The organism is Labrys sp. HAY1-8F (genome assembly GCF_056754975.1).
Genome location: NZ_JBPGWZ010000002.1, coordinates 1,786,082 through 1,811,785 on the forward strand (window position 1 = coordinate 1,786,082; position 25,704 = coordinate 1,811,785).

Below are 25,704 nucleotides of genomic sequence, written 5' to 3' on the forward strand. Positions count from 1 at the left end.
TTGTGGCTGGATTGCCACGCAAACCTCACGTCATTACGAGCGCAGCGAAGCAATCCAGAGGCCTCGGCGTGAGACCGGCTGGATTGCTTCGCTGCGCTCGCAATGACGGCAAGGGCCAAATCATGACCCTCATGCCTGACACGCCATCAGCCATGGATGGCCGAGGCAATGATGATGGCGATGCCGAGCGCCACGGCGCCCAGGAAGATCGCCAGCGCCGTGTTCCGTTTCTCGCACAATTCCTTCCAGACCTGCACCTTCGGGGTCAGCAGGTCGAGCAGCCAGAAGGCGATGACGAAGACGACGAGGCCGATGCCGGAATAGACCAGCGAGGCAACCACATATTTCAGTTCGATCAGGCCCGAGACATCCATGAAAGCCCCCTATTTATGATATGAATAGCCGCCGCCGGAGCTTCTACCGCCGCCGAACCAGCCGGAGGAGCCGCCATCGTCGCTGCTCCTGATGCCGCGGCTGGTCGTCTGTTTGCCGTGCCACATAGTGGCCAGCGAATAGCCGCCGAAATTGCCGAGGGTCATGCCGAACACGACCGCAGCGGCGTAGATCATCTGCATCCTGCTCACGTGTCCTCGCTTTTGGAACTGCTGCTGGAATCATCGCTGGACGAGGAACTATCGTCGTCATCGTCGTCGCTCGACGACCACCAATTGCCGGTTCCGGAATCGGAGTCGCTGCTGGCGCCGCCGGCGATGAAGCCTCCCGCCGCCAGACTGCCGGAAACCGAGGGCGCTTCCTCATCGATGCCACCCTGTTCCCAGCGGTTCTGTTCGAAACGCCTGTCCCGGAAGAAACCGAAGCCGGCACCAACGGCCAGGAGGCCGACGGCACCGAGATAGTTCGACCAGATCGGCACGTCGTGGCGGACCGTCACGGTGAACGTCTCCGAAGGCAGGGGCTTGGGCGGTGCGGGGGCGATGGCGGGCTGCGAGGCAGGTGTACTGCCGGCCTGGCCATTGTTGCGCAGCCAGGTCTGCAAATAATCCTCCCGCGCGACCATCGGCGTGGTCTCCGCCACCTTGCTGAACAGGCCGGCATTGGCATCGATCAGCAATTTGTAGGTGCCCGCCGGCACCGGCGCCAGCAATTCGCTGGTGCGCTCGGTGACCCGCCCGCTGCTGTAATTCTCCAACCCCTGGGTGGCGCGATAGCTGCGATTGGTCTCGACATTGACCAGAGCGACGTCGAGCTCCAGCCAGTCATCCTTCAGTTCGGCGCTGGTCTCGAACTCGACATTGCCACGGCCGTCGAGGCGGAACGGCTCGGAAGCGAAGGTCTTGCCCTTGTCGGCGGAGGTCAGGGTGAAGGTCTGCGAGGCGACCTGGCGCCCGGGCGAGAGGGCGAGCGAGCCGAACTGCAGCAGCGTCGCCACGCCGAGCGCGGCGAGCGGTACCCTCAGCCAGCGCCGGTGCGGATTGGGCTGGTTGACGCCGGGTCCATGGCGTTCGTCCGCAAGCGGCAGCTTGAAGGCTTCGGCCACCTGACTGGGTTCGAGATAGATGCCTTCGGAGACGATGATTTCCTCGTCGTTGCTCTCCACCATCAGCCGATGAGGCGACGCGATATAATCAGCCGTCTCGGTGACATCCGCCGTGGAAGCCCGCCAATAGAACTCGCCGGCGACATATTTGGTGCGCGCCTGCCCCTTGCTGAAGAAGGCGTAGCACCGCCCCTCGACCGTGAGGTCGATGGTGCTGCCGGCCGCCGGCACGTCGCGGGTGAGCATCTTCACCACGGTCCAATGGCCGGCTTCCCGAACCAGGAAGCGATAGCCCCGATAGGGATTGAAGAGCAGATATTCGATCCACTCGTAATATCCAGTCCGGTCGCTCCGGCGCATATAGCCGACGACCTCCCATTCGACGTCCTGCAACCGCCCGCGGGTGCCGATCGGAATCTCCGAGGGTTCGAGCGCGGCCTCGGCCTTCTGGATGATGCGCAGATTCTCGTCGGCGACGTCGATCAGCGAGGAGCACTGGCTGCAGGTGGCGCTGATCGACTGGCCGACGGCGCGCAGCGTCACCGACCCGCCGCAATTGGGGCAGGCAAAGGTTCGCGGCCGACCGGGAGGCCGCGGCGCAGGCACGGATGGTGCCGATGGTGGCGGTGCGAGAGGCTCCTCCATCACCAGCCCTCCAGCGGCCTGAGATTGGAGAAGCGCAAGGCATCCCATTCGAGATAGCGACCCCAATAGGCACTGGCCTCCTCGCCATCATGTTCGAGCGTGGCGAATTCGCCATCGGCACCGACACAATCGATCGACACGGTGCGCCGGCCCTTGGGGGCTGCGAAAGGCAATTCGCCTTCCGAGCCCAGGCAGGTCGCCAGCTTGATGTCGACGGCCCTGAGCTGAACGCCATTCACCGACACCGAAAAGCCCGGCCTTATGTCGGCAGCGCCATTCTCGCTCGCCGTCAGCAGCGGCCGGCAGCGATCCAGCGCCTCGCGCACGCCGCCCCAGGAGGTCTCCTCCGCCTCCAAGCTCACCGAGAAGAAGCCTTGCGCCTCGCCGATCCAGCCTTCCCGGCCGTCATCCATCAGCATGTGCCATTCATTCCACAGCCCGTCGCTCCAGCCGATCTTCAGGCGCCCGATAATGGTGAAGGACTGCCCGTCGAAGACACCGCCGGTGCCGAGCTGAAGGGGGCTCATGTCGTCGGGCAGCGCCGCCATCACGCCGAGCGACGTCACGTCGACATCGGTTCGCACCACCATGGACTGGCAATAGGCACAGACGGCATAGACCGACTGCGCCGACCGGAACACGACATCCGCTCCGCAGGAAGGGCAGGCGAATTTACGCATTGGGCCTCGTATCGATCACGGGATTGACCGGCCTGTTCGGCCAAGATGACCGTTCCGAAATTAGGGCTTCGTCATCCCCGGCGGGGCCATAGGCCGAGGGAAGGGGATCCAAGGGCCGATAGGTGTGATTCATGGCCCCTGGATCCCCTTCCCTTCGCTCTCCCTCGCTACGCTCGTGAGTAGCTCAGCCGGGGATGACAGGCTCTTCAATTCGTTTATCGGCAAACGGTTCTCAAGCAGAGTTTCCCGGCGAGCGGGGCGAAGTCCGGCCTATTTGATCCGTGACAGCAGTTCGGCCTTCTTGGCGTCGAATTCCTGCTGGGTCAGGATGCCCTTGGCCAGCAGCCCGCCGAGCTTTTCCAGGAGCTGGATCGGATCCTCCGCCGGCTGTGCGGGCGCTGACGGGGCCGGCGCCGGCGCCGCATTGGCAAAGCCCTGCGCCATGGCCTGGCCTATCGCCATGCCGGCGCCGAGCCCTGCCCCAGCCCCTGCGAGGCCACCCGGATTCTCGGCCGCCAGCGGGATGGATTCAGCAGTCTGGAACTGGGCGTAGCGATTGAGGTCGCCCAGCATGTTCATCGAACTCGCCTTGTCGAGGATACGCTGGAGTTCCTCCGGCAGCGACAGGCTCTGGACGTAGAAGCTCTTGACGTCGATGCCATAGTCCCGGAGCGCCGGGCGGATGGCTTCCGCCAGCTTCTGCGAGAAGGCCTCCTGATTGGCGGCCATGTCGATGAAGGCGACATTGCTCTGGCCGAGCGTCGAGGCGATGGCGGTGAGCACGGCGCCGCGAAGCTGGCCCTCGATCATCTCGGAGGTGCAGCGCTCGGCCGTACCGACCAGGCGCGACCAGAACGCGCCGACATCGCCGATGGCATAGGAATAATTGCCGAAGGCGCGGATGCGGATCGGGCCGTATTCCTTGTCGCGGATGGTGAGGGGCTGGGTGGTGCCCCATCTGCGGTCGATCTGATCTTTGGTGTCGAAGAAATAGACGTCCGACTTGAAGGGCGATTCGAAGAACTTGTCCCAGTTCTTCAGATAGGTCAGCACCGGCAGGGTCTGCGTGGTGAGCGTATAGGTGCCGGGGCCGAAGATATCGGCGATCTTGCCTTCGTTGAAGAAGGCCGCCTTCTGCGTCTCGCGCACCACAAGCTGGGCGCCGTTCTGGATTTCCATGCCGGACATCGGGAAGCGGTAGGCCAACAGCCCCGGCTCCTCGGCCGTCCATTGGATGACATCGATAAATTGCTTGGAGATGAAGTCTAGAATGCCCATGCCCGTATGCTCCATACCGACGGATCGCAAGCCGCAGACAGCCTACTCTACCTAGCACGCGTGGCAATGGGAAAGGGTAACCCAAGGGACAGGCATCATGCGCGTCAGTATAGAGCCTGCACGAGCCCCCACTCGAGACCGGCGCACGCCTCAATCGCCTGTTTGCGGGAGAATATGACAATCAGTGACGGATCAAGGGCATCGCCGCGGTCGATATAGTCTTTTCGTGTCTTCCTGCCTGCCGGTCTACCGGCAATGCTGATGTCATGTCGAACCCTGCGACGGGAGAAGATACCGTGACCCTGAACCCTGCTGCATGCGGATGGAACCGGCGGCGCTGGCGAACGTGACATTAACGCACCAATTGGTTACTTAATTCAGGAAACCCTGGCAGCTTTGTTTGCACCGATTCCAAAAACGTGAAAAAAGCACGGTCACTCCAAGCTATTTCAAAACCACCGGAGACTTCTCGATGACCGACAGTGCCGATCTCGGCCCCCGCGAGGCGATGGAATATGATGTCGTCGTGGTCGGCGCCGGACCTGCCGGCCTGGCGGCCGCGATCCATTTCAAGCAGCTCAACCCCGAGACCAGCGTCGTGGTGGTGGAGAAGGGCTCGGAGGTCGGCGCCCATATCCTCTCCGGGGCGGTGATCGATCCCATCGGTCTCGACAAGCTCTTGCCCGAATGGCGCGAGGCGGAGGACCGCCCGCTGGTGACGGAGGTCACCGAGGACCAGTTCTACTATCTCGGCCCGTCCGGCGCCCTGCGCCTGCCCAATTTCGGCATGCCCAAGCTGATGTCGAACCATGGCAATTTCGTCGGCTCGCTCGGCAATGTCTGCCGCTGGCTGGCTGTTCAGGCCGAAGCGCTGGGTGTCGAGATCTATCCGGGCTTTGCCGCCGCCGAAGTGCTCTATGACGACAAGGGTGCGGTGATGGGCGTCGCCACCGGCGACATGGGCATCGGCCGCGACGGCCAGCCCAAATCCGGCTTCACCCGCGGCATGGAACTGCACGGCAAATACACCCTCTTCGCCGAAGGCGCCCGCGGTAGCCTGACCAAGACGCTGATCGCCAAGTTCAATCTGGCCGACGGCCGCGAACCCCAGAAATACGGTATCGGCATCAAGGAACTCTGGCAGATCGATCCGGCCAAGCATGTCCCCGGCCGGGTGCAGCATTCCTTTGGCTGGCCACTGGATTCGAAGACGGGCGGCGGCTCCTTCCTCTACCATCTGGAGAACAACCAGGTGGTGGTGGGTTTCGTCATCCACCTCAACTACACCAACCCCTATCTCTCGCCCTTCGACGAGTTCCAGCGCTTCAAGCACCATCCGCTGATCGCACCGACCTTCGAGGGCGGCAAGCGCATCGCCTATGGCGCACGCGCCATCACTGAGGGCGGCTACCAGTCGGTGCCCAAGCTCTCCTTCCCCGGCGGCGCCCTGATCGGCTGCGCGGCCGGCTTCGTCAACGTGCCGCGCATCAAGGGCAGCCACAATGCCGTGCTGTCGGGCATGCAGGCGGCCGAGCATATTTCCAAGGCGCTGGCCGAGGGCCGCTCGCATGACGAGCCTGCCTCCTATGAGGCGGCCTGGCGTTCCAGCGAGATCGGCCGCGACCTCTACAAGGTGCGCAACGTCAAGCCGCTGTGGTCCAAGCTCGGCACCATCGCCGGCGTGGTGCTCGGCGGCATCGACATGCACCTCAACGAAAAGCTCGGCTTCTCCCTGTTCGGCACGCTCAAGCATGGCAAGCCCGACTACGCCACGCTGAAGCCGATCGCCGAAAGCAAGCCGATCAACTATCCCAAGCCCGATGGCAAGCTGTCCTTCGACAAGCTTTCCTCTGTCTTCCTGTCCTCGACCAATCACGAGGAAGACCAGCCTGTTCATCTCACATTGAAGGATCCCAAGGTTCCGATCGAAAAGAACCTGCCCCTCTATGGCGAACCGGCCCGGCTCTATTGCCCGGCCGGCGTCTACGAGGTTGTCTATGGCGACGAGGCAGCCAAGAAGGATCCGCGTTTCGTGATCAACGCGCAGAACTGCGTGCACTGCAAGACCTGCGACATCAAGGATCCCGCCCAGAACATCAACTGGGTGACGCCGGAAGGCGGCGGCGGCCCGAACTATCCGAACATGTAAACGGATCTCGGAGCTGTCTTTATGAAAACCTTCCTTTATGCCGGCCTCGGGGTCGTTCTCCTGGGTGTCGGCCTCTATCTGCAGTTCGGCACGGCTGGAGTTTCCCCGGCCGACCGGCTGCGTTGCGAGCAGGCCATCGAAAAGATCTATGGCGACAGCGACGAAGCCAAATACACGCTCCTGCCCAAATGCGGCGAGCCGGGCATGGTCGCCATGATGGATGCGAGGGCCGGGGGGGCCGGCGCCGAACAGGCTGCTCAGGCGATCGCGACCGCCAATCGCAGCGATCTTATCGGCATACTGCTCAATTGCGCTCTGATCGGCGCCGGTATCGGCGCCTTGGGCGCGGCCGCCGCTGCCTCCCGACAGTCGAAAAAGCGGGCCGCATAACGGAGCGAAAATGGGGGGCGGGTCTTCATGCCCGGCTTCCTATGAAGCGGCAGCGCAGGCGGGTCCGAAGACCCGCCCCCAAGAGCAAAGCGCGTTCATGACTGAACGCTTTTTCGCTCTAACTCATTGTTTCGACGCGTCTTTGCGGTTCTTGGTGACTCCGTCGAATCGCAAAACGCTTTAGAGCAACGCCTCAAGCGTAGAGGGCCTTGATGGCGGCCTTCTCCAGCAGATCGCGGGTGCGGGGCGTATCTTCGGTGACGAGCGTGTCGATCGACGATAGCGCAGCGAAATGGTGTGCCGCCGCGGTGCCGATTTTATCCGAGGTCGCCACTGCGACGATCTCGGCAGCCGCCTTCATCATGGCGGCCTTGATCGCGGCCTCGTCATAGCCGGCGGTGGTCAGCCCGAACTCTTCATGAATGCCGTGCACGCCGATGAAGCACAGATCGGCATTGATGGCGTGAAGCTGATCGAGCACGCGCGCGCCCAGGACCATCTGGCTGCGCTTGTCGAAGACGCCGCCGAGCAGGATGACCTCAAGATGCGGATGCTCGGTGGTTGATGTCGCCACCAGCGGACTGTTGGTGACGATGGTGGCCCTGAGATCGCGCGGCAATTGCCTCGCCACTTCGAGATTGGTGGTACCGCCGTCGATGATAACCACCTGACCCGGCAGCACGAGCTGCGCCGCCGCCCTGGCCAGGCGCGTCTTCAAGGCGGCCGCGATCTTGTAGCGCCCCTGGAAGGGCAATCCTCCCGGCGAGACCGGCAGGGCAGCACCGTGGACACGCTTGATCAGGCCTTCCGCCGCCATGTCCCGGAAGTCGCGCCGGATGGTGTCCTCGGAAACCTCGAAATGCGCCGAGACCTCCTGCGTCGACAGCCTGCCCTGGGCCTCCAGCTTCGACAGGACGAAGGCGCGCCTCTCGTCAGGCGTTGATTCGATGGGCAAGGCGATTCCTCAATTGCACGTTTGTGACGATATCGCTAGATACATGCATTCCCTATCACAACACCTATCGCCGGATCCAGCATGAAAGAGCTTCTCCTGAAGGGGAACGTTATCCTCGAAGATGCCATTGTCGAAGACGCCGTGATCCACTGCGTAGACGGCCGGATAGAAGCGATCGAGCCGCCTGCTTCCAAGCATGAAGGCAAGGAATGTCTGGATTTCAGCGGCCGCTACCTGTCGCCGGGTTTCGTCGACATTCACGTGCATGGCGGCGCCGGCGCCGACTATATGGACGGCACGGTGGAAGCCGTGCGGCGAACGAATATCGCCCATGCCAGGCACGGCACCACCTCGATCTTCCCGACCACCACGACGGGGTCCTTCGCCCAGCTCGATGCGATGGTGAAAGCATGCGAAAACGTGCAAGCCTCCTGGAAACCTTCGGATGGCGCCCGCATCGCCGGCATCCATTTCTACGGTCCCTATTTTGCGGAAGACAAGGTCGGCATCCACGCGCCCGAGGGCCGGCGTGATCCAGTGCGGGAGGAATATGAATATTTCCTCGGTCGGGAGATCATCAAGATCGCCACTTGCGCCTCGGAACTGCCCGGCGCCCTCGATTTCTTCGACCATGCCCGCGAACGGGGCTGCTTCATCACCTGCGGCCATTCCAACGCCTGCTGGCATGAACTCGAGGCGGCCTTCGCGCATGGCATGCGCCATGTCGACCATTTCTGGTGCGCCATGAGCTCGGTCGCCTCCCTGCGCAAGCGTTTCGGCACGCCGATGCAGGCGGGCATGGAGCAATATGTCCTCGCCAACCCAGAGATGAGCACCGAGGTGATCGCCGACGGCATCCACCTCTCCGACGACTTGCTACGCTTCGCCTTCCGCCTGATCGGGCCGCTGCGCTGCTGCCTCGTCACCGATGCCAACCGCGCCATGGACATGCCGCCGGGCAAATATCGCTTCGGCTCTAGCGAGGATGGCAGCTGGGTCTGGAGCGACGGCAATTCCGTCCGAGGCGAGGACGGCAGCCTGGCAAGCTCGATGCATGGCATGGACCGCATGGTGAAGACCATGGCGCACGCCGTTGGCAAGGACCTCCCCGCTGTCATCCGCATGGCCTCGCTGACGCCGGCCGAGCTTGCGGGCATCGCCGGCCAAGTCGGCAGCCTCGCGCCAGGCAAGTGCGCGGACATCGTGGTTCTGAACGCGGAGCTGGAGGTCGAGCGAGTGTTCATCGGCGGCGAGCCCCTGCCTGCCGCATATGCGAGGCCCGATCAGGCGGCCTGAACCCGGACCACCTGCGCACGCTGCGCGCAACAGCGGGCAGCGTGAGCGATCAGGGCGAGGATGATGCCGACGACGGCTGGCTCCGCGTGCTCGTAAAGACGAAATCCTCGGGAGGCAGCGAGCCGTAGACGAAGGGTTCCTGCCGATTGTCGGTTCGCGACATCACATCGCTGGTCACGAAGCGAAACACCTTGTTGATCTCCAGCCCCGGTTCCACCACCCGTCTGGCAAAGGCCTCGGCGAAGGCGCTGTGCTGGCTATCGCCATCCTCGGCCACCGTGCCCTCCTTGGCCGAATAGACCACCAGCGTCGCCCCCGAGGGCTCGACCCGTGAGAGACCGCGCCCGACCGAACGGGTGGGCGTGGTCATCGTCATCTGTGCGGCGAAGGGATTGTTGCGGCAGGCATCCAGCACCACCAGCTTCAGGCGCCGCGCGCCGCTCAACGCCGACAGCACACGCTGGAGGCTGACGGTCTCGTCGGGGACATCGCGATCGGACTGCAGGCGGGCATCGACGGGTATGAGATAGTTCTGCCCCGTCAGCTCCATGCCATGGCCGGCATAATAGAGGATGGCCCAGTCGGCCGCGTCGGCCTTGGCGGAAAAGGACCGGAGGGCGTCGACCATGCCGGCGCGCCCGAGATCGTAGGCGACCGTGACGTCCTGCACGCCGGCTGTCCGCAGAGCCCCGGCGATGAGATCGGCGTCTCGCCTGGGATTGGGCAGTTGCGACACCCCCGCATAGCGCGAATTGCCGATGACGAGCGCGACCCGCCGCGAGCCTTCCGCAGCAGCCTTCTGCGTGGGTACAGGCTCATTCTTCTTGCTGGCCTCGGCCTGCTGCACCGCCTTCGAGGCACGAAAGAGCGTCACATAGCGCTGGACATTGGGCAGGTTCGGATTGATCGAGAAGGCCATCTCCATGTCGGACAGGCCAGCTTCTCTCTCCTCGAGGCGCCAATGCGCCAGCCCGCGATTGAGATAGGCCTCGGCATAGTCGCGCCGTGCCGCGATGGCCGTATCGCAATCCGTCAGTGCCTCCCGCAGCGCTCCCTTCGCCAGATAGAGCGCGCAACGGCCCGAATGGAATTCCGCCATGCCCGAATTCAGGGCGATCGCCTTGCTGACATCGGCAATGGCTGCGTCGATCTCCCCTTTGGCGTAATGCAGGTTCGCCCGGTTGTTATAGGCATTGAAATTGCCGCCATCAGCCGCGATCGCCTTGTCGAAATCGGCCATGGCGAGGTCGTAGCGCTTGAGATTGACGTAGGAATTGCCGCGATTGTTGTAGATCAGCGAGACACCCTGCTTCAGCGCGATCGCCTTGGTATAATCGGCAACGGCCTTGTCGTGGCGGCCGAGCCGCTGCTGCAGATTGCCACGATTGGCAAAAGCAGGCCCCATGCCCGGATCGAGATCGACGGCGCGCGAATAATCGGCGACGGCGTTTTCGACATCGTCCTGCTCCGAGCGGGAATTGGCGCGGTAGAAATAGACTTCCGCCGATCCCGGCTTGATGGCGATGGCCTTGTCGTAATCGTCGATCGCCGAATTATGGTCGCCGAGCTCGGCATAGCTCAATCCACGAAAGACATAAGCGAGGTAGCTCTTGCCGTTATGCCGGATCGAGGCGCCGAGGTCGTTGATCGCCAGACCATATTGCTTCTGCCGGTAATAAGCGCGCCCACGCTGCAGATAGGCGGTAGCCTGGCTGCCGGGCGTCACCGCGATGCGATTGATGGCGGTGGTGCAGGCGGGAATGGCAACAGCCGGATCGTCCGAGGCGCAGCCGCCTTTGGGAGCTGCGAACGCCGGCGCGGCCAACCATAGGGGCATAGCAGCAACCAAGATCATCAGGCGAAATGCGTTCATGATCCCGCTCCCCGGCGCCCGTCTCGATCCTACTAGAGCAAAGTGCGATTTCTCCCAACCGCACTTTGCTCTAACTCTTTGTTTCCAAGCCAATCCAACGGATTGGCTAGAGCGTTTTTGCGATTCCGGGTGACTCGGTCAAATCGCAAAACGCTTTAGCGGCACGACGACGACATAGTCGCTCGCCTCCCCCTCGTCTGTATCGCGCCGAACCTGACCGTCAACCAAGCGCAGGTCGATACCTTTGTTCACCTGAAGCTGTCTCCTCGCATCCGGCATCGAGGCAGGCGCGTTTGCGAACTGCCGACACCTTCATCATCGCAGGCGGCTGCTCGCAAGCCGCACCGCGCATCCGATGGCGAGCCCGATCAGGAGCAGTGTGAATCCGACCACGGCCGGCCATCCTCCTACGCTCCAGAACCAGCCGCCGGTCGAGCCCACGATGCTGGCGCCGAGATAATAGGCGAGCATGTAGAGGGAGGCGGCATGGCCCTTGCTGGCACCGCCCAGCCGGCCGACCCAGCCGCTCGCCACCGCATGGCAGGCAAACTGGCCCGCCGTCAGCACCGCGATGCCGGCAATGATGCCGGTGAGGGTCGAGGACAGCGTGAGGCCGATGCCAACGGCCATGGTCACGAGGCTGGCGATCAGCACCGGTGCCCGCCCCAGCCGGTCGCCCGCCATGCCGCCGAGCGAGGAAGAGATGGTACCGAACAGATAGACGGTGAAGATCAGGCTGGTCTGCGTCGGGCTGAGATCGAAGGGGGGTGCCATCAGCCGGAACCCGGCGTAATTGTAGACGGTCACGAAGCTGCCGAAACCACAAAAGGCGATGGCGAACAGCAGGGGCTTCGCCAGCACGGCGCCGGGTCTTTCCCGGCCGAAATGCGAAAGCCATGCCCTGAGGTGATAGCGAAGATCGAAGCCCTTGCGCGGTGTGAAATGCCGCGAGGGCGGCAGGAGCAGCACGAAACCGAGCGCCAGGACGAGGCCCCCGATGCCGACGATCGCCAGAGCGAAGCGCCAGGTCAGGAATTCGGCGAGGATGCCGGTCAGTACCCGGCCCGACATGCCGCCGAGCGCAGTTCCGGCGATGTAGAGCCCCATGGCGAAGCCGAGGCCATCAGGCTCGATCTCCTCGGCCAGATAGGCGATGGCGATGGCCGGCACCCCGCCAATGGCCAGCCCTTCGACCGCGCGCAAGGCGAGGATGGCGTGCCATCCCGACGTGACCGCCACGGCAAGATTGAGCAGGCTGGCGAGGCCGATGGATGCGAACATCAACTCGCGTCGACCGAAGCGCTCGGACACCGCCGCAGCAGCGAAGATGGCAAAGGCGAGAGCGCCGGTGGTCAGCGATAGGGCGAGTGAACTCTGGGCTGCACCGACATGGAATTCCTCGGCCAGCAGCGGCAACAGCGGCTGTACGCAATAGATCAGCGAAAACGTGCCAAAACCGGCGAGAAACAAAGCAAGGCTGATCTTGCGGTAGGTGGCCGAACCACGTGCGACATGGGGCACGGGCGAGGAACAAGCGGCGGGAACTGACATGTCCAAGGCGTCGTCCCGTAAGGTGAGCTTGTCAAGCGCCGATCCGGACCAACCCAAGAGGGACGGGCGATACCCCTGCACAAAGCCGCTATCTGGAGTTGTCATGCCTGGCGCCAGGGGCTGAAAGACCGTCAGGCCCACATGCAAAATCGCGGTTTTCGAGCCCCAGACGGGTTGTTCCCTTGCCTCAAAGCAGCCATGGTAGCGGCGAATAATTCGCGACTGCGTCGCCTGTGTCGAGGCGGCCGGCTGATTCGGAGTTTTCTTAGCAGTGCCCCTGTCTTCCCGCACGTCTTTTTCCGCCGCTTTGCTGGCGATCGCCTTCTCGACGACCCTGATGGCGCCGGCATTGGCGGCCAAGGCAGTCGAGCGTCCGTTCCGGCCGACCTCCGCCTCCGGCAGCCTGTTGGCCGGGCGACTGGCCGCCAATGTGCGTGACGACGACAACGCGGCCTCCTTCTATGCCAAGGCGCTGAGCAGCGGCCTGTTCAAGGACGAACAGGCTCGCCAGGAGCTGACCAATCGTACCTTCATTGCGCTGCTGACCTCGGGCGAGATGGACAAGGCCGTCACTTTCGCCCGGCGCGTCGTGGCGATCGACAAAAAGAACCCGATCGCCCATCTCGTACTCGGTATCCGGGCGCTGAAGGGCCGGGACTACACCAAGGCCCGCGACGAACTCGCCTTCACGCTCGACAAGCCTATCCTGCAGCTGGCGACGCCCCTGATCTCGACCTGGACCTATGCGGGTGCCGGCCAGACCAAGAAAGGCGTGGTGGCCGGCGACGACATTTCGTCCAATGACGGCTTTTCCACCTTCAAGAATTTCTCCACCGGCATGATGCTCGACATGGCGGGCATGCGGGATGAGGCGATCGCCCGGCTCAAGGACGCCCATGAGCGCGACGCCAATGCCGTCTCCATCGTCGACGCTTATGCGCGCGCGCTGGTGCGTGCCGGCAAGAAGGACGACGCACTCAAGGTGCTGGACGCCTATTCGGCCAAGGTGCCGCGCCAGCCGATCGTCACGGCGCTGACCACCGACATCAAGGCCGGCAAACGCATCGGCCCGGCCGTGACATCAGCCCAGCAGGGCGCCGCCGATATTCTGGTTTCGGTCGCCGCCGGCATCGCCAAGCAAGGCGGCGCCGACTATGCCGTGGTGTTCTACCGTCTGGCGCTCTATCTGGAGCCCAACAACGCCACTGCCCTGATCGGCCTCGCCGAGCTTTACAGCGATCTCAAGCAGCCCCAGACTGCCGAAACCCTGTTCAAGGCCGTGCCTGCCTCCTCGCCGCTCAAGCGCAACGCTGAGATCGAGCTTGCCACCACGCTGGACGAGCTCGACAAAACGGATGAGGGCGTTGCGCATCTCAGGAAGATCATCTCGGCCAATCCGCAGGATCTCGACGCCATCATCTCGCTCGGCGGCATCTTCAATCAGCGCAAGCGCTGGGAAGAGGCTGCGGTAGCGTTCTCGCAGGCGGTCGACGCAATCGGCAAGCCCACCCGCAACGACTGGCCCACCTTTTACTATCGCGGCATCGCCTATGAGCGCACCAAGCAGTGGCCGAAGGCCGAGGCCGATTTCAAGAAGGCTCTCGAGCTCTTTCCCGACCAGCCATCGGTGCTGAACTATCTCGGCTATTCCTGGATCGATCAGGGTATCCATCTCCAGGAAGGCATGGAGATGATCAAGAAGGCGGTCGATCAGCGTCCCGATGACGGCTACATCGTCGACAGTCTCGGCTGGGCCAATTACAAGCTCGGCCAATATGACGAGGCGGTCGAACAGCTCGAGCGCGCCGTCTCCCTCAAGCCGAGCGACCCCACCATCAACGACCATCTCGGCGATGCCTATTGGAAGATCGGGCGCAAGCTGGAGGCGACCTTCCAGTGGCGCCACGCCCTCGACGCCAAGCCCGAACCTGACGAGAAGGCCAAGATCGAGCAGAAGATGAAGGACGGCATGCGGGACACGGCCTCGGCCGATGCCGGCAAGGCCGGTGACGCGGCCAAGTCCCCTGACGCAGACAAGTCCCCTGACGCACCCAAGCCCGTGGATGCACCCAAGCCTGCGGATGAGGCAAAACCTGCTGATGCTCCGAAGGCACCGGATGCCGCCCAACCCTCGCAGCCCGAAAAGCCAGCCGAGCCCAGCAAGCCGACCGGTGCCGACAAGCCCGTAGAAGCGCCCAAACCGGCGGATGCGCCTAAGCCCGCAGACGAGACGAAACCGGCCGACACCCCCAAACCGGCCGACGCGCCCAAGCCGATGGAAGCTCCCAAGCCCGGCGATACACCTAAGCCTGCTGACGCACCCAAGCCGACGGACGCGCCTAAGCCGGCAGAGCCCGTAAAGCCTGCCGCACCGTCCAACAACAATGGTGGCTGACGTTCCGGCGGCCGGAGAGGCGGGAGCCTCACCTGTCCGGCTGAACGAGAAAGCCCGCGCCAAGGTCAATCTGACCTTGGCCGTTCTGGGGCGGCGCGCGGACGGCTTTCATGTACTCGACAGCCTGGTCGCTTTTGCCGATATCGCTGACGAGCTCAGTCTCGAACCGGCCCTCGGCCTTTCCCTGGAAGTCTTTGGTCCCCGCGCGAATGAGGCCGGTACCATCGCCGACAATCTCGTGCTCAAGGCCGTCAGGGCCCTCGCCGAGAGGCGTGATGGCCTCACTCTCGGGCATTTCAGACTCGACAAGCGCCTGCCGGCAGCGGCCGGCATCGGTGGCGGCTCGTCCGACGCCGCGGCGGCCCTGCGTCTCATCGCTCGGGCCAACGGCCTGCCGCTGACCGACCAGAATATCCTGGCCGCCGCCCGCGCCACGGGCTCGGACGTGCTGGTCTGCCTGGAAGGTATGAGCCGCTGGATGCGTGGTGCGGGGGAAACCCTGTCCGCTCCAGTCCCTCTGCCGTTCCTGCCCGCCGTCCTCGTCAATCCGGGGGTTGCCACGCCGACGGCGGACGTCTTCCGTGCCCTTGCCCGCCCTGCAGGCTCGGTCGCTTCTGCGGATCTTTCCCTGGCCGCAGCCATAGAGGGCGAGCGCGACCCGATGGCATTGATCGACAATCTCGGCCAGGGGCGCAACGACCTCGAGCCGCCAGCCCTTGCCCTCCGCCCAACCATCGGCGAGGCGCTCGCCGCCCTGCGTGACCAGCCTGCCTGCCGCCTCGCCCGCATGTCGGGCTCGGGCGCCACCGTGTTCGGTCTGTTCCAGACGGCCGAGGCCGCAACGGCGGCAAGACAGGCGATCGCAGAGCATCGGCCGGGTTGGTGGGTGGTGGACACGGTCATCGGTTGACGCTTCGACATTGCATCACGGCGCCCGATCGGGCAAAGGTCCGGCCAATGAGTTTCAGCACTTCGAGCAGGCGGTGACGATGAACATTCTTCTGATCGGATCGGGCGGGCGCGAACATGCCCTGGCCTGGGCTGTTTCGGCGAGCCCGCTTTGCGAGAGGCTCTATGCCGCGCCCGGCAATCCCGGCATGGAGGAATGTGCGATCTGCGCCGCCGTCGACGCGACCGACCATCAGGCCGTCATCGCCTTCTGCCGCGAGAACGAGATCGACTTCGTGGTCGTGGGTCCGGAGGCTCCGCTGGTTGCCGGCCTGGTCGACGATCTCGCTGCTGCCGGCATCAAGGCCTTCGGCCCTTCCAAGGCCGCCGCCCAGCTCGAGGGCTCCAAGGGCTACACCAAGGACCTCTGCCAGGAATTCTCCATCCCGACCGCTGCCTACCGCCGCTTCACCGACGCTGCCGCCGCGCGCGCCTATGTCCGCGAACAGGGTGCACCGATCGTGATCAAGGCCGATGGCCTGGCCGCCGGCAAAGGTGTGGTGGTGGCGATGACCCTGGAAGAGGCTCTCGCCGCCGTCGATGCCATCTTCGCTGGCAGCGTCGGAGAAGCCGGCCACGAGGTGGTGGTCGAGCAGTTCCTCGACGGGGAGGAGGCGAGCTTCTTCGCCCTGTGCGACGGTACCACTGCCATTCCCCTCATCTCCGCGCAGGACCACAAGCGCGCCTTCGATGGGGACAAAGGCCCAAATACCGGCGGTATGGGTGCCTACTCCCCTGCCCCCATCATGACGCCCGAGATGGAAGAGCGCGTGATGGAGACCATCATTCGCCCCACGGTCCAGGCCATGGCCGCCCGTGGCACGCCCTTCAAGGGCGTGCTCTTCGCCGGCCTGATGATCACCAAGGACGGGCCTGAGCTGATCGAATACAATGTCCGCTTCGGCGATCCGGAAACGCAGGTGCTGATGCCGCGGCTGCGCTCGGATCTCTTGCCGGCCCTGATCGCTTCGGCCGACGGCGTGCTCTCCACCATCTCGCTGCGCTGGAAGACCGATGCGGCGCTGTGCGTTGTGATGGCGACCAAGGGCTATCCCGGCAGCTTCCTCCGTGGTTCGGAAATCCGGGGCCTCGCCAAGGCGGCCTCGCTCGACGAGGTGTTGGTCTTCCATGCCGGCACCAAGCGCTCGGGCGATCACATCCTGGCCAATGGCGGGCGCGTGCTCGGCATCACTGCCAGCGGCAAGAGCGTGGCAGAGGCGCAGAAGCGCGCCTATGAGGCCGTCGATCTCGTCGACTGGCCCGAAGGTTTCAGCCGCCGCGACATCGGCTGGCGTGCCATAGGCAAGGCCTGACATGACGACCACGGTCAAGAGTTCCGCCAAGACCGTGACCAAGACCGTGGCATTGGCCCTGGGCGGTGGCGGAGCACGCGGCCTCGCCCATATCCCCATGCTGGAGGTCTTCGACGAACTCGGCATCCGGCCGGTCGCCATGGCCGGCACCTCGATGGGAGCGATCTACGCCGCCGCCTATGCCGCCGGCCTCTCGGCCGCCGAACTCCATGCCTATACGCTCGCCACGCTCGCCGACCGGCGCGGCACCCGCAGCAAGCTGATGGCGGCCCGCACCGGGCGGTTGGCCGATCTGTTCTCCGGCCTCGGCAATCCGGTGATGATCGATGCCGAAGCCTTCTGCGAAGCCTTTCTCCCTGAAGCCGTCCCCCAGACCTTCTCCGAGCTTGCCGTCCCGCTCACCATCGTGGCCACCGACTATTACGGTCGTCGCGAACGGGCGTTCACCTCGGGTCCGTTGCGCCAAGCCGTCGCCGCCTCCATGGCTATCCCTGGCGCAATCCGGCCGGTGCGCATCGACGGCCAGGTGCTGATCGACGGCGCCACCGTCAATCCGCTGCCGCTCGACCATCTCGCCGGCAAGGCCGATATCCTCGTGGGCATCGATGTCTCCGGCGCGGCCACCATCGCCATGGAGACCGACATGCCCGGCACCTTGGAGGCGATGTTCGGCGCCCTGCAGATCATGCAGGCGGCGATCGTCGACGCCAAGGCCGCCCATTATCGTCCCGACATCCTGATCCGGCCCAATGTCGGCAGCATCCGCGCCCTCGATTTCGCCCGTTCCAGCGTGGTCTTTCGCCTGGCGCGGCCAGCCAAGGATGAATTGAAGAGACGCCTCGGCGAACTTATGGAAAGCCCATAAGGCGTAAACCGGGCCGGCGGCCCAGCGAGCGCACAAGCCTGCGCGGCCCCTTGTCTCTTCCCAGCCCGGCTTCGAGGGCTTATGTGAGGGACACCGACATCCTGCCGCCCCTGACTTCATTCGACCGAAAGGCCCTGTCTTGGCTTCCTCGCCCCGTCTCATCCATGGCTTTCGCGAGATTGCCAGCGCCTATGACCTTATCTTCTGCGACATCTGGGGCGTCATCCACAATGGCCACAGGGTGTTCGACGGCGTTGCCGATGCGCTCATCGCCTATCGCCGGCAGGGCGGCACCGTGGTGCTGGTCTCCAATGCGCCGCGGCCGGCCCGGTCGGTGATGCCGCAGCTCGACCGGCTCGGCCTGCCTCGCGAATGCTGGGATGCCATCGTCACCTCGGGCGACGTGACACGGGCGCAGATCGCCGCCGTGGCAGCCAAAAAGGTCTTCCATCTCGGCCCGGATCGCGACAGGCCGCTTTATGAGGGCCTCGGCATCCGTTTCGCCGACACGGCCGAGGCAGCCGAAGTGGTTGTGTGCACCGGTCTGTTCGACGACACCACGGAGACGCCGGAGACCTACAGGGACATGCTGGCTGGCTTCAAGGCACGTGATGTGCCGATGATCTGCGCCAATCCTGACCTCATCGTCGATCGCGGCGGCACCATCATCTATTGCGCCGGGGCGCTAGCAGAAGCCTATCGCGCCGTCGGCGGCGAGGTGGCCATTTGCGGCAAGCCCTACAAGCCGATCTATGACGCCGCCTTCGAGGCCGCCGCCTCGCTCCGCGGCAAACCGCCCCCCTCCGAGCGCACTTTGGCCATCGGCGATTCGGTCCGGACCGACCTCGCCGGCGCAGCCGCCATCGGGTGCGGCGCGCTGTTCATCTCCGGCGGTATCCATGCGCTCGAAGCCGGTCACGAAGGCGATGGCGTCGACCCCGAGGCGCTCGCCGCCTTCCTGGCCGACAAGGGCGTCATTCCCGACGCGGTCATGCCGCGGCTGATCTGGTAGACATCATGGCCTTCGAGCAGTTTCTCGATCCCGTCACCTTACCCTCGCGTCTCACCGGCGCCGCCATCGCGATCGGCAATTTCGATGGCGTGCATCGCGGCCACCTGGCGGTAATCGAGGCAGTCGAGGCTCTCGCCAGAGGTTCGCAGCCGGGACCCCATCATCGGCCGCGCCCCGCCATCGCCCTCAGTTTCGAGCCGCATCCGCGCAGCCTGTTCCGGCCGGACGAACCCTTGTTCCGGCTGACCCCGCCCGCCTTGAAGGCCCGCCTCCTGGAGAAGGCCGGCCTTGACGCCCTGGTCACCCTCACCTTCGACCGGGCGCTTGCCGGCATGACGGCGGAGGAATTCCTGGAAGAACTGGTGGTGCGGCGGCTCGGCGCCCATGCCGTCGCCGTGGGTTACGACTTTCATTTCGGCAAGGACCGACGCGGCACCCCTGAATTCCTGGTGCAGCATGGCCGCGCCCTCGGCCTCGACATCGCCATCGTGGCGCCGACGCGCGAGAGCGGCGAGGCGGTGTCCTCCTCGGCCATTCGCCGTGCCCTGGCGGCGGGCGACATCACGCGCGCCAATCGCCTGCTCGGCCATGAATGGTCGGTGCTATCAACCGTTGTCCACGGCGAGAAACGAGGCCGCGAGCTCGGCTTTCCCACGGCAAACATGGCGCTCGATCCGCAATGCGGCCTGGCTCTCGGCATCTACGCCGTGCGTGCGATGATCGACGGCGTCGTGCATGCCGGTGTCGCCAGCTTCGGCCGACGCCCGACCTTCGATAATGGCCCGCCCCTGCTGGAAACCTTCGTGTTCGATTATTCCGGCGATCTCTATGGCAAGGAAATCGAGATCGCCTTTGTCGGCTATATCCGCGGCGAGCTGAAATTCGATTCGATCGAGGCGCTGGTCGAGCGCATGAACGAGGATAGCCGCATCGCCCGGCAGATGACGGCACCGGACGCACCATGAAACTCGGATTCATCGGTACGGGCGCGCTGGCATCGGCGATCGTGACCGGCCTCAAATCCGTCGCCGACAATGACGTGTCGGTTCTCCTGTCGCCCCGCAACGAGGCTATTGCCGCCGACCTGGCGTCGCGCTTTGCAGATGTTCGGATCGCAGCCGACAATCAGGCCGTCCTCGACGCCTGCGACACCATCATGCTCGCCGTCCGGCCCCAGATCGCACATGACGTGCTGCCGAGCCTGCGGTTCCATCCGGACCATCGCATCATCAGCCTGATCGCCACCTTGTCCCGCGAGGAGATCACTTCGCTGGTCTCTCCCGCCACGCATGTCACCAAGGCGCTGCCGATGCCGATGGTCGCCCAGCGACAGGGCCCTACGATCATCTATCCACCCGATCCCGACGTCGTGGCCTTCTTCGCCCGGCTGGGCAAAACGATCGCGGTGGCGGATGTGGGCGAGTTCGATGCGTTGAGCGTCGCCACCGCCACCTTCGCCACCTATTTCAAATATCTCGATACGCTTCACGGCTGGCTGCAGGGCCATGGCGTTGCCGATCCGACGGCCCGCGACTATGTCGCCGCCCTCTTCAAGGCCCTGGCTCACGCTCCGGAAGCCGCGCCCGATGCTGATTTCATGCATCTGGCGCAGGAATATGCCACACGCGGCGGCATCAACGAGCAGGTCCTGCGCGAACTGACCGATCGCAAGCTCTTCGAGACTTTCGCGGAGAGCCTCGACGGCGTGCATCGGCGCATTACCGCGCCCTGAGCGTTCCCTCGGACGAGTTCAATATCGGTCACGCCGCCATATGGCTGTGGCAAGCTTGGTTGATCATGCGCAAAGCCCCCAAGGGGGGAAAGGCGGGATATCGACAATGCTGGAGGATTTCGGCGACGGGATTTGGATTGCGAATGGCCCGACCACCTCGGTGGCCGGCTTTCATTATCCCACCCGCATGGCCGTGATCCGATTATCGGGCGGCGGTCTCTTCGTCTGGTCTCCGATCACCCTTTCGCAAGATCTGCGCGCGCAGGTCGATAAACTGGGCGAGGTGCGTTACCTGGTGCCGCCCAATTCCCTGCACCACCTGTTCCTGGGCGATTGGCAGCGCGCCTATCCGAAGGCCGAAGTCTATGCGCCGCCTGGCCTCGGGGCCAAGCGCAAGGACATCCGATTCGACGGCGATCTCGGCGAGGCCCCCATGCAAGCCTGGGCTGGTGACATCGACCATGTCCTCGTGCCGGGCAATCTGATCACGACCGAGGCGGTGTTTTTCCATCATGCGAGCAGAACGGCCCTATTCACCGATCTCATCCAGCATTTCGACGCCACCTGGTTCGACGGCTGGCGGGCAGTGGTGGCGAAACTCGACCTCATGGTCGCCGCCGAGCCATCGGTGCCCCGGAAGTTCCGTGTGGCCTTCGTGAACCGGCCCGCTGCGCGTGATGCCATCAAGCGCATTCTGGCATGGCCGACCGAGAAGGTGCTGATGGCGCATGGCGAGCCTGTAACCGGGGACGGCCAGGCTTTCCTCGGCAGGGCTTTCACCTGGCTGGTCAAATGATCCGCCGATCAGGCGTCGCGGGTCCGGCGAGCCATGGTGGCCGGCGACCGCGCCACGATGACGATACCGGCCAGGGACACCACCAGCCCCGCAACCATGGCCCATGACAGCGGCTCGCCAAACATCAGCCAGGCCCAGATCATCGTCACCGGCGGGCTCAGATAGAGAACCGAGGTGACACGGGTGGGCGACGACTTGCGAAGCGCTATGTAGTACAGGCTCCAGGCGCCGAAGGTCGCGACGAAAACCAGCCAGAGGATGCCGCCGACAAAGCCGGGATCGAGCCTGGGCAATACGCCGCCCTCATGCCAGGCGAACAACGCAAAGATCGCGGACGCCGACAGGCACTGGATGCACAGGCTCTGATGCACCGGCATGGCGCCGGCCGGGCTGCGCTTCTGCAGCAAGGTCGCCAGGGCCAGCGACAGCGTGCCGAGGACCGGCAGGCCATAGGCCCAGAGCGGCACGTGCCCCATGTCGAGGGACCAGCCCGAAGCGATCAGGACGCCTGCCAGCCCGAGAATGGAACCGAGCCACTGGCGTGCGCTCAGGCCTTGCCCAAGCACCGGCCACGACAACAGCGCCACCGCCAGCGGCAGCATGTCTGCGATCAGGGCGACAAGGCCGGTTGGGACCCCGAAGGCGATCGCCAAGGCGAAACCGGCGAGGTAGCCCGACATGGCCAAAGCGCCGAACAGGATCTGCCGCCAAATGTCTTTCCAGCGCAGCGGCGGCCCGATCGCGAGTGCGAAGGGCAGCAGGACGAGGCCTGAGATCAGGCTTCGCCACAGCAGGATCAGGAAGATCGGTGCATGGTCGATGGCAAACCGCACCCCGACGAATCCGGCGCTCCACGAGACCACCAAGGCGGCCTCGAGCACGAGCAGCGTGGCGACCGCCAAAACCCGGTTCTCCCGGCGACAGGGCGCGGTGACGGCTTCGCTCATCGGTGCGGCCCAGCCTCAGAATTGATCGAGAATCGAGGCGGCGATCCTGCGCGCGGTTTTCAGGCGCCCGTCATGGCCGTCCAGCCCCGCCCGCGCCATCGCGCCTTCGAGCATGAAGGAAAGATGCTCGGCGGTCTCGTCGATCGCCGTGCCTGCGTCCGGCCGCATCTCGCCGAGATAGGCCTTGAACAGCCGCTCGACCTCTTCCTTCTGCGAAGCGACTGACGCGCGGCCGGGATCGCCGACGGGAAGTTCCGCGGCCGCATTGAGGAGCCCACAGCCTCGGAATCCCCAGGCATAAGCCCCTGTCGCATGATCCAGATAGGAATCGAAGATCGCGAGCACCCGTTCCTGGGGGGTCGCTGCAACCTTGAGTCGTTCCTGATAGATCCCCCGCCATTCGGCATGGCGCCCCTGGAGATAGGCGTTCACGAGATCCGCCTTCGAGGAGAAATTGTTGTAGAGGCTCATCTTGGCGACCCCCGCGCGTGCCGTGATGGCATCGATCCCCGTGGCACCGACCCCTTCGCTATAGAAGAGTTCAGCTGCCGCCTTCAGCAGACGCTCCCTGGCTGGCATTCTGTCGGTCATGAGCTCGGCTCCAAAATTATGTAGACCGATCTACCTAATTTTGTCTTCTGTCAAGTTCCTTCTTGGCGACGGGATGCCCCCGCGAGTGCCTACTCTTCGGATTTACAGACAGCCTCGATGCGATGACCGTCCGGATCGATCACGAAAGCGGCAAAATAGGTCGGGCCGTAATGAGCACGAAGACCGGGCGCACCATTGTCGAGGCCGCCATGCACGAGGGCCGCCTGGTGAAATTGCGAAACGGCCGGGCGGCTGGAGGCGCCAAAAGCGAGGTGAAAGCCCGCTCCCGGCGAGCGCGCACTCTTGGCACGCAGCTTGATCGTGAATTTGTCGCCACCGCCGGGCAGCCCGTAGCCGACCGCCTGATCCGGATCACCCGGCTCGAGGTCCTCCCAGACCCGCATATAACCGAGCGCTCCGAGAACGGCGTCGTAGAATGCCGCGGAACGCTGGATGTCCGCGACGCCGAAGGAGATATGATGCAGCATGTCGAGCTTCCCTGAAGCAAAGTGCGATTTCTCCGAACCACACTTTTCTCTAACTCTTTGTTTCCAAGCCAATCCAACGGATTGGCTAGAGCGTCTTTGCGATTCTGGGTGACTGGGTCAAATCGCAAAACGCTTTAGCCAGCGACCGGTCGATGCCGGCGGGAATCACCCGGCGATCACAATGCGTCATGTCTCCCGAAGGCCTGCCGGTGATGATCAGACGGCATCCGCCTGCGACACGGCCTTGCCGCTCGCCTCGACCCGCTCTTCGGCGGGACCGGTATGCCGCGCCAGATTGAGGGCAGTGTTGATCAGCCCGATATGGCTGAAGGCCTGCGGAAAGTTGCCGAGCATGCGCTCTGCGATCGGATCATATTCCTCCGACAGAAGCCCCACATCGTTGCAAAGGCCCACCAGCCGCTCATAGAGGCGGCGCGCGTCGTCCTCGCGGCCCTGCAGCACGTAGACATCCGCCAGCCAGAAGGTGCAGACCAGGAAGGCACCCTCGCCCGGCGGCAAGCCGTCATCGACGTGGTCGGTGTTGTAGCGCAACAGGAAACCATCACGCATGAGCATGTTTTCGACCGCCTTGACCGTGCCGATCACCCGAGGGTCATCAGCCGGCAGGAAGCCGACAAGCGGGATCTGAAGGAGACTGGCGTCGATCGTCCTGGAGCCATAGGCCTGCACGAAACTATCGAGATTGGTATCGAAGGCCTTGCTGCAGACATCTTGGTGAATCTCGTCGGCCACGCGCTGGCAGTGCTCGGCAAAGGCAGGCCTGTCGCCGGATTTGATCGCCATGTTGGCGGCCCGGTGGAAGGCGACCCAGGCCATCACCTTGGAATGGGTGAAATGCTGCGCCCCGCCGCGCACCTCCCAGATCCCCTCGTCGGGGCGGCGCCAGGCCGTTTCGAGGAAGTTCATGATGACTTCGCTGAGCGCCCGCGTCCTGGGGTGACGCGCCAGGCCGCCTGCGGCCGCCTGCATCATGGCATCGGCGACCTCGCCATAGACGTCGAGTTGGAATTGCTCGGCGGCGGCATTGCCGATCCTCACCGGCCGCGAGCCCTCATAGCCGCTGAGCCAATGGGGCTCCCATTCCAGCAGGTTCCGCTCGCCCGACAGGCCATACATGATCTGCATCTGCTCGGGCGCGCCGGCGATGGCCCGCATCAGCCATTCGCGCCAGGCGGAAGCCTCCTCGTAATAGCCGAGCTTCATGAAGGCCTGCAGCGTCATGGTGGCATCGCGCAGCCAGCAATAGCGGTAATCCCAGTTGCGCGGGCCACCGATCTGTTCAGGCAGCGAGGTGGTGGCTGCCGCCACGATGCCGCCCGTCGGCATATAAGTGAGTGCCTTCAGGGTGATCAGCGAGCGTTTGACGACATCGGTCCAGGCACCGACCGATGGACAGCGCCCGGCAAAATCGCGCCAAAAGCTCTCCGTATTCGTCAGCGCGGTCTGGACATCCGGCTGGGCTAGAGGCGGCGTCGTGGAAGGACTGTAGGTCAGGACGAACGGCACCTGTTCACCGGCGCTGACCTTGAACGTGCCGGCGGTATGCAGATCTTCGCCTTCCAGGGGCACCGGGGTCGAGAGAATCAGCCGATCGGGTCCGGCCACGGCCGTGATGGTGCCGTCATCGGCCCGGGTCACCCAGGGCACGGTACGGCCATAGTCGAAGCGCACGACGAAATCGATACTGAAATCGACGCTGCCCTTCTGGCCGACCACCAGCCGGATGAGGTCGTTGCTGCCATCGCGTAACGGCATGAAGTCGATCAAGGTGGCGACGCCCTCCTCCGTTTCGAACGTCGTTTCCAGGATGAGGGTATCGGGCCGATAGCGGCGGCTGACGCGGGCCTTCCTGTCGGTGGCGGCAATACGCCAGCGCCCATTCTCCGACGTGCCGAGCAAGGCCGCAAAACTGGCGGGCGAGTCGAAGCGAGGAAAGCAAAGCCAGTCGATGGAACCGTCGCGGGAGACGAGGGCTGCCGTTTCGCAATCGCCGATCAGCGCGTAGTCTTCAATCCGAGACGTCAAGGGCATCACTCCTTTTGACAAACGGGGATGAGGCTTGGCTATTCTCTTGTCCTGAATGCGGCGATTTAGCGCCAAAAACGCAATTCATCCCCGATTTGGTCCGTTCAGGCTCCGGCACCACCCTGTCCCTGGTTCGGCATGGCGGCAATCGCCCACACTCTTTAGCTCGCCGCTCTCGACCATGACTACCCCTGCCCTTTGCCGCAAGCGCGTCAATTTGATGCCTCGGCGGGGTTTCGCAGCACGCAGCCGCACG

At 64.1% G+C, this 25,704-nt stretch carries 23 protein-coding genes; 11 read left to right on the forward strand and 12 right to left on the reverse strand.

The window, feature by feature from the left end:
- Positions 1-146 precede the first annotated feature (146 nt).
- The 5 genes from ACR9ZN_RS17250 to ACR9ZN_RS17270 all read right to left on the reverse strand — a co-directional run bounded on the left by ACR9ZN_RS17250 (position 147) and on the right by ACR9ZN_RS17270 (position 4,101).
- On the reverse strand, positions 147-374 hold the full coding sequence (locus ACR9ZN_RS17250) for a DUF350 domain-containing protein (RefSeq protein ID WP_434957692.1): 228 nt from the start codon (positions 372-374) through the stop codon (positions 147-149).
- Between the two features lie 9 nt (positions 375-383).
- Entirely contained in the window at positions 384-584 is a 201-nt protein-coding gene (locus ACR9ZN_RS17255) for a hypothetical protein (RefSeq protein ID WP_454815322.1), read from the reverse strand.
- Complete coding sequence (locus ACR9ZN_RS17260; RefSeq protein ID WP_481272754.1) at positions 581-2,143, reverse strand: DUF4178 domain-containing protein; 1,563 nt, start codon at positions 2,141-2,143, stop codon at positions 581-583. The genes ACR9ZN_RS17255 and ACR9ZN_RS17260 overlap by 4 nt, the downstream gene beginning before the upstream one ends.
- The gene (locus tag ACR9ZN_RS17265; RefSeq protein WP_481272755.1) at positions 2,143-2,823 is read right to left on the reverse strand and encodes a DUF4178 domain-containing protein; all 681 of its coding nucleotides are present in this window, start codon (positions 2,821-2,823) and stop codon (positions 2,143-2,145) included. The genes ACR9ZN_RS17260 and ACR9ZN_RS17265 overlap by 1 nt, the downstream gene beginning before the upstream one ends.
- 270 nt (positions 2,824-3,093) lie before the next feature.
- A complete protein-coding gene (locus ACR9ZN_RS17270; protein ID WP_481272756.1) occupies positions 3,094-4,101 on the reverse strand; it encodes an SPFH domain-containing protein in 1,008 nt (335 codons plus the stop codon).
- A gap of 472 nt (positions 4,102-4,573) precedes the next feature.
- Between ACR9ZN_RS17270 and ACR9ZN_RS17275 the strand changes: the two genes are divergently transcribed.
- On the forward strand, positions 4,574-6,250 hold the full coding sequence (locus ACR9ZN_RS17275) for an electron transfer flavoprotein-ubiquinone oxidoreductase (RefSeq protein ID WP_434957697.1): 1,677 nt from the start codon (positions 4,574-4,576) through the stop codon (positions 6,248-6,250).
- Between the two features lie 21 nt (positions 6,251-6,271).
- A complete protein-coding gene (locus ACR9ZN_RS17280) occupies positions 6,272-6,640 on the forward strand; it encodes a hypothetical protein (RefSeq protein ID WP_481272757.1) in 369 nt (122 codons plus the stop codon).
- 193 nt (positions 6,641-6,833) lie between these two features.
- Here the strand turns inward: ACR9ZN_RS17280 and ACR9ZN_RS17285 are convergent, their stop codons facing one another.
- A complete protein-coding gene (locus ACR9ZN_RS17285) occupies positions 6,834-7,595 on the reverse strand; it encodes a DeoR/GlpR family DNA-binding transcription regulator (protein ID WP_481272758.1) in 762 nt (253 codons plus the stop codon).
- A gap of 81 nt (positions 7,596-7,676) precedes the next feature.
- Between ACR9ZN_RS17285 and ACR9ZN_RS17290 the strand changes: the two genes are divergently transcribed.
- A complete protein-coding gene (locus tag ACR9ZN_RS17290; protein ID WP_481272759.1) occupies positions 7,677-8,891 on the forward strand; it encodes an N-acetylglucosamine-6-phosphate deacetylase in 1,215 nt (404 codons plus the stop codon).
- Between the two features lie 49 nt (positions 8,892-8,940).
- Here the strand turns inward: ACR9ZN_RS17290 and ACR9ZN_RS17295 are convergent, their stop codons facing one another.
- Together ACR9ZN_RS17295 and ACR9ZN_RS17300 are read right to left on the reverse strand one after the other, a co-directional pair.
- Positions 8,941-10,764: a caspase family protein gene (locus ACR9ZN_RS17295; RefSeq protein WP_481272760.1), complete on the reverse strand. Its 1,824-nt coding sequence runs from the start codon at positions 10,762-10,764 to the stop codon at positions 8,941-8,943.
- 315 nt (positions 10,765-11,079) lie between these two features.
- The gene (locus ACR9ZN_RS17300) at positions 11,080-12,315 is read right to left on the reverse strand and encodes an MFS transporter (protein WP_454815336.1); all 1,236 of its coding nucleotides are present in this window, start codon (positions 12,313-12,315) and stop codon (positions 11,080-11,082) included.
- Between the two features lie 271 nt (positions 12,316-12,586).
- Between ACR9ZN_RS17300 and ACR9ZN_RS17305 the strand changes: the two genes are divergently transcribed.
- The 8 genes from ACR9ZN_RS17305 (at position 12,587) to ACR9ZN_RS17340 (ending at position 21,376) form a co-directional block, all read left to right on the forward strand.
- The gene (locus ACR9ZN_RS17305; RefSeq protein ID WP_481272761.1) at positions 12,587-14,710 is read left to right on the forward strand and encodes a tetratricopeptide repeat protein; all 2,124 of its coding nucleotides are present in this window, start codon (positions 12,587-12,589) and stop codon (positions 14,708-14,710) included.
- Positions 14,700-15,620, forward strand: a complete 921-nt coding sequence (locus tag ACR9ZN_RS17310; protein WP_481272762.1) for a 4-(cytidine 5'-diphospho)-2-C-methyl-D-erythritol kinase — start codon at positions 14,700-14,702, stop codon at positions 15,618-15,620. Before ACR9ZN_RS17305 ends, ACR9ZN_RS17310 begins: the two co-directional genes overlap by 11 nt.
- A 79-nt stretch (positions 15,621-15,699) precedes the next feature.
- On the forward strand, positions 15,700-16,971 hold the full coding sequence (gene purD, locus ACR9ZN_RS17315; protein ID WP_454815342.1) for a phosphoribosylamine--glycine ligase: 1,272 nt from the start codon (positions 15,700-15,702) through the stop codon (positions 16,969-16,971).
- A 1-nt stretch (position 16,972) separates the two neighbouring features.
- The gene (locus tag ACR9ZN_RS17320) at positions 16,973-17,836 is read left to right on the forward strand and encodes a patatin-like phospholipase family protein (protein ID WP_441770383.1); all 864 of its coding nucleotides are present in this window, start codon (positions 16,973-16,975) and stop codon (positions 17,834-17,836) included.
- Between the two features lie 139 nt (positions 17,837-17,975).
- Complete coding sequence (locus tag ACR9ZN_RS17325; RefSeq protein WP_481272763.1) at positions 17,976-18,848, forward strand: TIGR01459 family HAD-type hydrolase; 873 nt, start codon at positions 17,976-17,978, stop codon at positions 18,846-18,848.
- Between the two features lie 5 nt (positions 18,849-18,853).
- On the forward strand, positions 18,854-19,813 hold the full coding sequence (locus ACR9ZN_RS17330; protein ID WP_454815346.1) for a bifunctional riboflavin kinase/FAD synthetase: 960 nt from the start codon (positions 18,854-18,856) through the stop codon (positions 19,811-19,813).
- The gene (locus ACR9ZN_RS17335) at positions 19,810-20,580 is read left to right on the forward strand and encodes a pyrroline-5-carboxylate reductase (protein ID WP_441770381.1); all 771 of its coding nucleotides are present in this window, start codon (positions 19,810-19,812) and stop codon (positions 20,578-20,580) included. Before ACR9ZN_RS17330 ends, ACR9ZN_RS17335 begins: the two co-directional genes overlap by 4 nt.
- Positions 20,581-20,686: 106 nt before the next feature.
- Positions 20,687-21,376, forward strand: a complete 690-nt coding sequence (locus ACR9ZN_RS17340) for a DUF4336 domain-containing protein (protein ID WP_481272764.1) — start codon at positions 20,687-20,689, stop codon at positions 21,374-21,376.
- A gap of 8 nt (positions 21,377-21,384) precedes the next feature.
- On the opposite strand, the gene ACR9ZN_RS17345 is transcribed toward ACR9ZN_RS17340, so the two are convergent.
- From ACR9ZN_RS17345 to ACR9ZN_RS17360, 4 genes are all read right to left on the reverse strand, one after another.
- Positions 21,385-22,323 (reverse strand): DMT family transporter, encoded by a 939-nt coding sequence (locus ACR9ZN_RS17345; protein ID WP_481272765.1) that lies wholly within the window; start codon positions 22,321-22,323, stop codon positions 21,385-21,387.
- Positions 22,324-22,338: 15 nt separating this feature from the next.
- Positions 22,339-22,914: a TetR/AcrR family transcriptional regulator gene (locus ACR9ZN_RS17350; protein WP_454815354.1), complete on the reverse strand. Its 576-nt coding sequence runs from the start codon at positions 22,912-22,914 to the stop codon at positions 22,339-22,341.
- 89 nt (positions 22,915-23,003) lie between these two features.
- The gene (locus ACR9ZN_RS17355) at positions 23,004-23,402 is read right to left on the reverse strand and encodes a VOC family protein (protein WP_454815356.1); all 399 of its coding nucleotides are present in this window, start codon (positions 23,400-23,402) and stop codon (positions 23,004-23,006) included.
- A 216-nt stretch (positions 23,403-23,618) separates the two neighbouring features.
- Entirely contained in the window at positions 23,619-25,454 is a 1,836-nt protein-coding gene (locus ACR9ZN_RS17360; protein WP_481272766.1) for a glycoside hydrolase family 15 protein, read from the reverse strand.
- Positions 25,455-25,704 lie beyond the last annotated feature (250 nt).

Coding starts and splice junctions, on each gene's coding strand:
- ACR9ZN_RS17250 (WP_434957692.1), bottom strand. CDS start 374: ATGGATGTCTCGGGCCTGATCGAACTGAAATATGTGGTTGCCTCGCTG.
- ACR9ZN_RS17260 (WP_481272754.1), bottom strand. CDS start 2,143: ATGGAGGAGCCTCTCGCACCGCCACCATCGGCACCATCCGTGCCTGCG.
- ACR9ZN_RS17265 (WP_481272755.1), bottom strand. CDS start 2,823: ATGCGTAAATTCGCCTGCCCTTCCTGCGGAGCGGATGTCGTGTTCCGG.
- ACR9ZN_RS17270 (WP_481272756.1), bottom strand. CDS start 4,101: ATGGGCATTCTAGACTTCATCTCCAAGCAATTTATCGATGTCATCCAA.
- ACR9ZN_RS17275 (WP_434957697.1), top strand. CDS start 4,574: ATGACCGACAGTGCCGATCTCGGCCCCCGCGAGGCGATGGAATATGAT.
- ACR9ZN_RS17280 (WP_481272757.1), top strand. CDS start 6,272: ATGAAAACCTTCCTTTATGCCGGCCTCGGGGTCGTTCTCCTGGGTGTC.
- ACR9ZN_RS17290 (WP_481272759.1), top strand. CDS start 7,677: ATGAAAGAGCTTCTCCTGAAGGGGAACGTTATCCTCGAAGATGCCATT.
- ACR9ZN_RS17295 (WP_481272760.1), bottom strand. CDS start 10,764: ATGAACGCATTTCGCCTGATGATCTTGGTTGCTGCTATGCCCCTATGG.
- ACR9ZN_RS17300 (WP_454815336.1), bottom strand. CDS start 12,315: ATGTCAGTTCCCGCCGCTTGTTCCTCGCCCGTGCCCCATGTCGCACGT.
- ACR9ZN_RS17310 (WP_481272762.1), top strand. CDS start 14,700: ATGGTGGCTGACGTTCCGGCGGCCGGAGAGGCGGGAGCCTCACCTGTC.
- purD (WP_454815342.1), top strand. CDS start 15,700: ATGAACATTCTTCTGATCGGATCGGGCGGGCGCGAACATGCCCTGGCC.
- ACR9ZN_RS17320 (WP_441770383.1), top strand. CDS start 16,973: ATGACGACCACGGTCAAGAGTTCCGCCAAGACCGTGACCAAGACCGTG.
- ACR9ZN_RS17330 (WP_454815346.1), top strand. CDS start 18,854: ATGGCCTTCGAGCAGTTTCTCGATCCCGTCACCTTACCCTCGCGTCTC.
- ACR9ZN_RS17335 (WP_441770381.1), top strand. CDS start 19,810: ATGAAACTCGGATTCATCGGTACGGGCGCGCTGGCATCGGCGATCGTG.
- ACR9ZN_RS17340 (WP_481272764.1), top strand. CDS start 20,687: ATGCTGGAGGATTTCGGCGACGGGATTTGGATTGCGAATGGCCCGACC.
- ACR9ZN_RS17345 (WP_481272765.1), bottom strand. CDS start 22,323: ATGAGCGAAGCCGTCACCGCGCCCTGTCGCCGGGAGAACCGGGTTTTG.
- ACR9ZN_RS17350 (WP_454815354.1), bottom strand. CDS start 22,914: ATGACCGACAGAATGCCAGCCAGGGAGCGTCTGCTGAAGGCGGCAGCT.
- ACR9ZN_RS17355 (WP_454815356.1), bottom strand. CDS start 23,402: ATGCTGCATCATATCTCCTTCGGCGTCGCGGACATCCAGCGTTCCGCG.
- ACR9ZN_RS17360 (WP_481272766.1), bottom strand. CDS start 25,454: ATGCCCTTGACGTCTCGGATTGAAGACTACGCGCTGATCGGCGATTGC.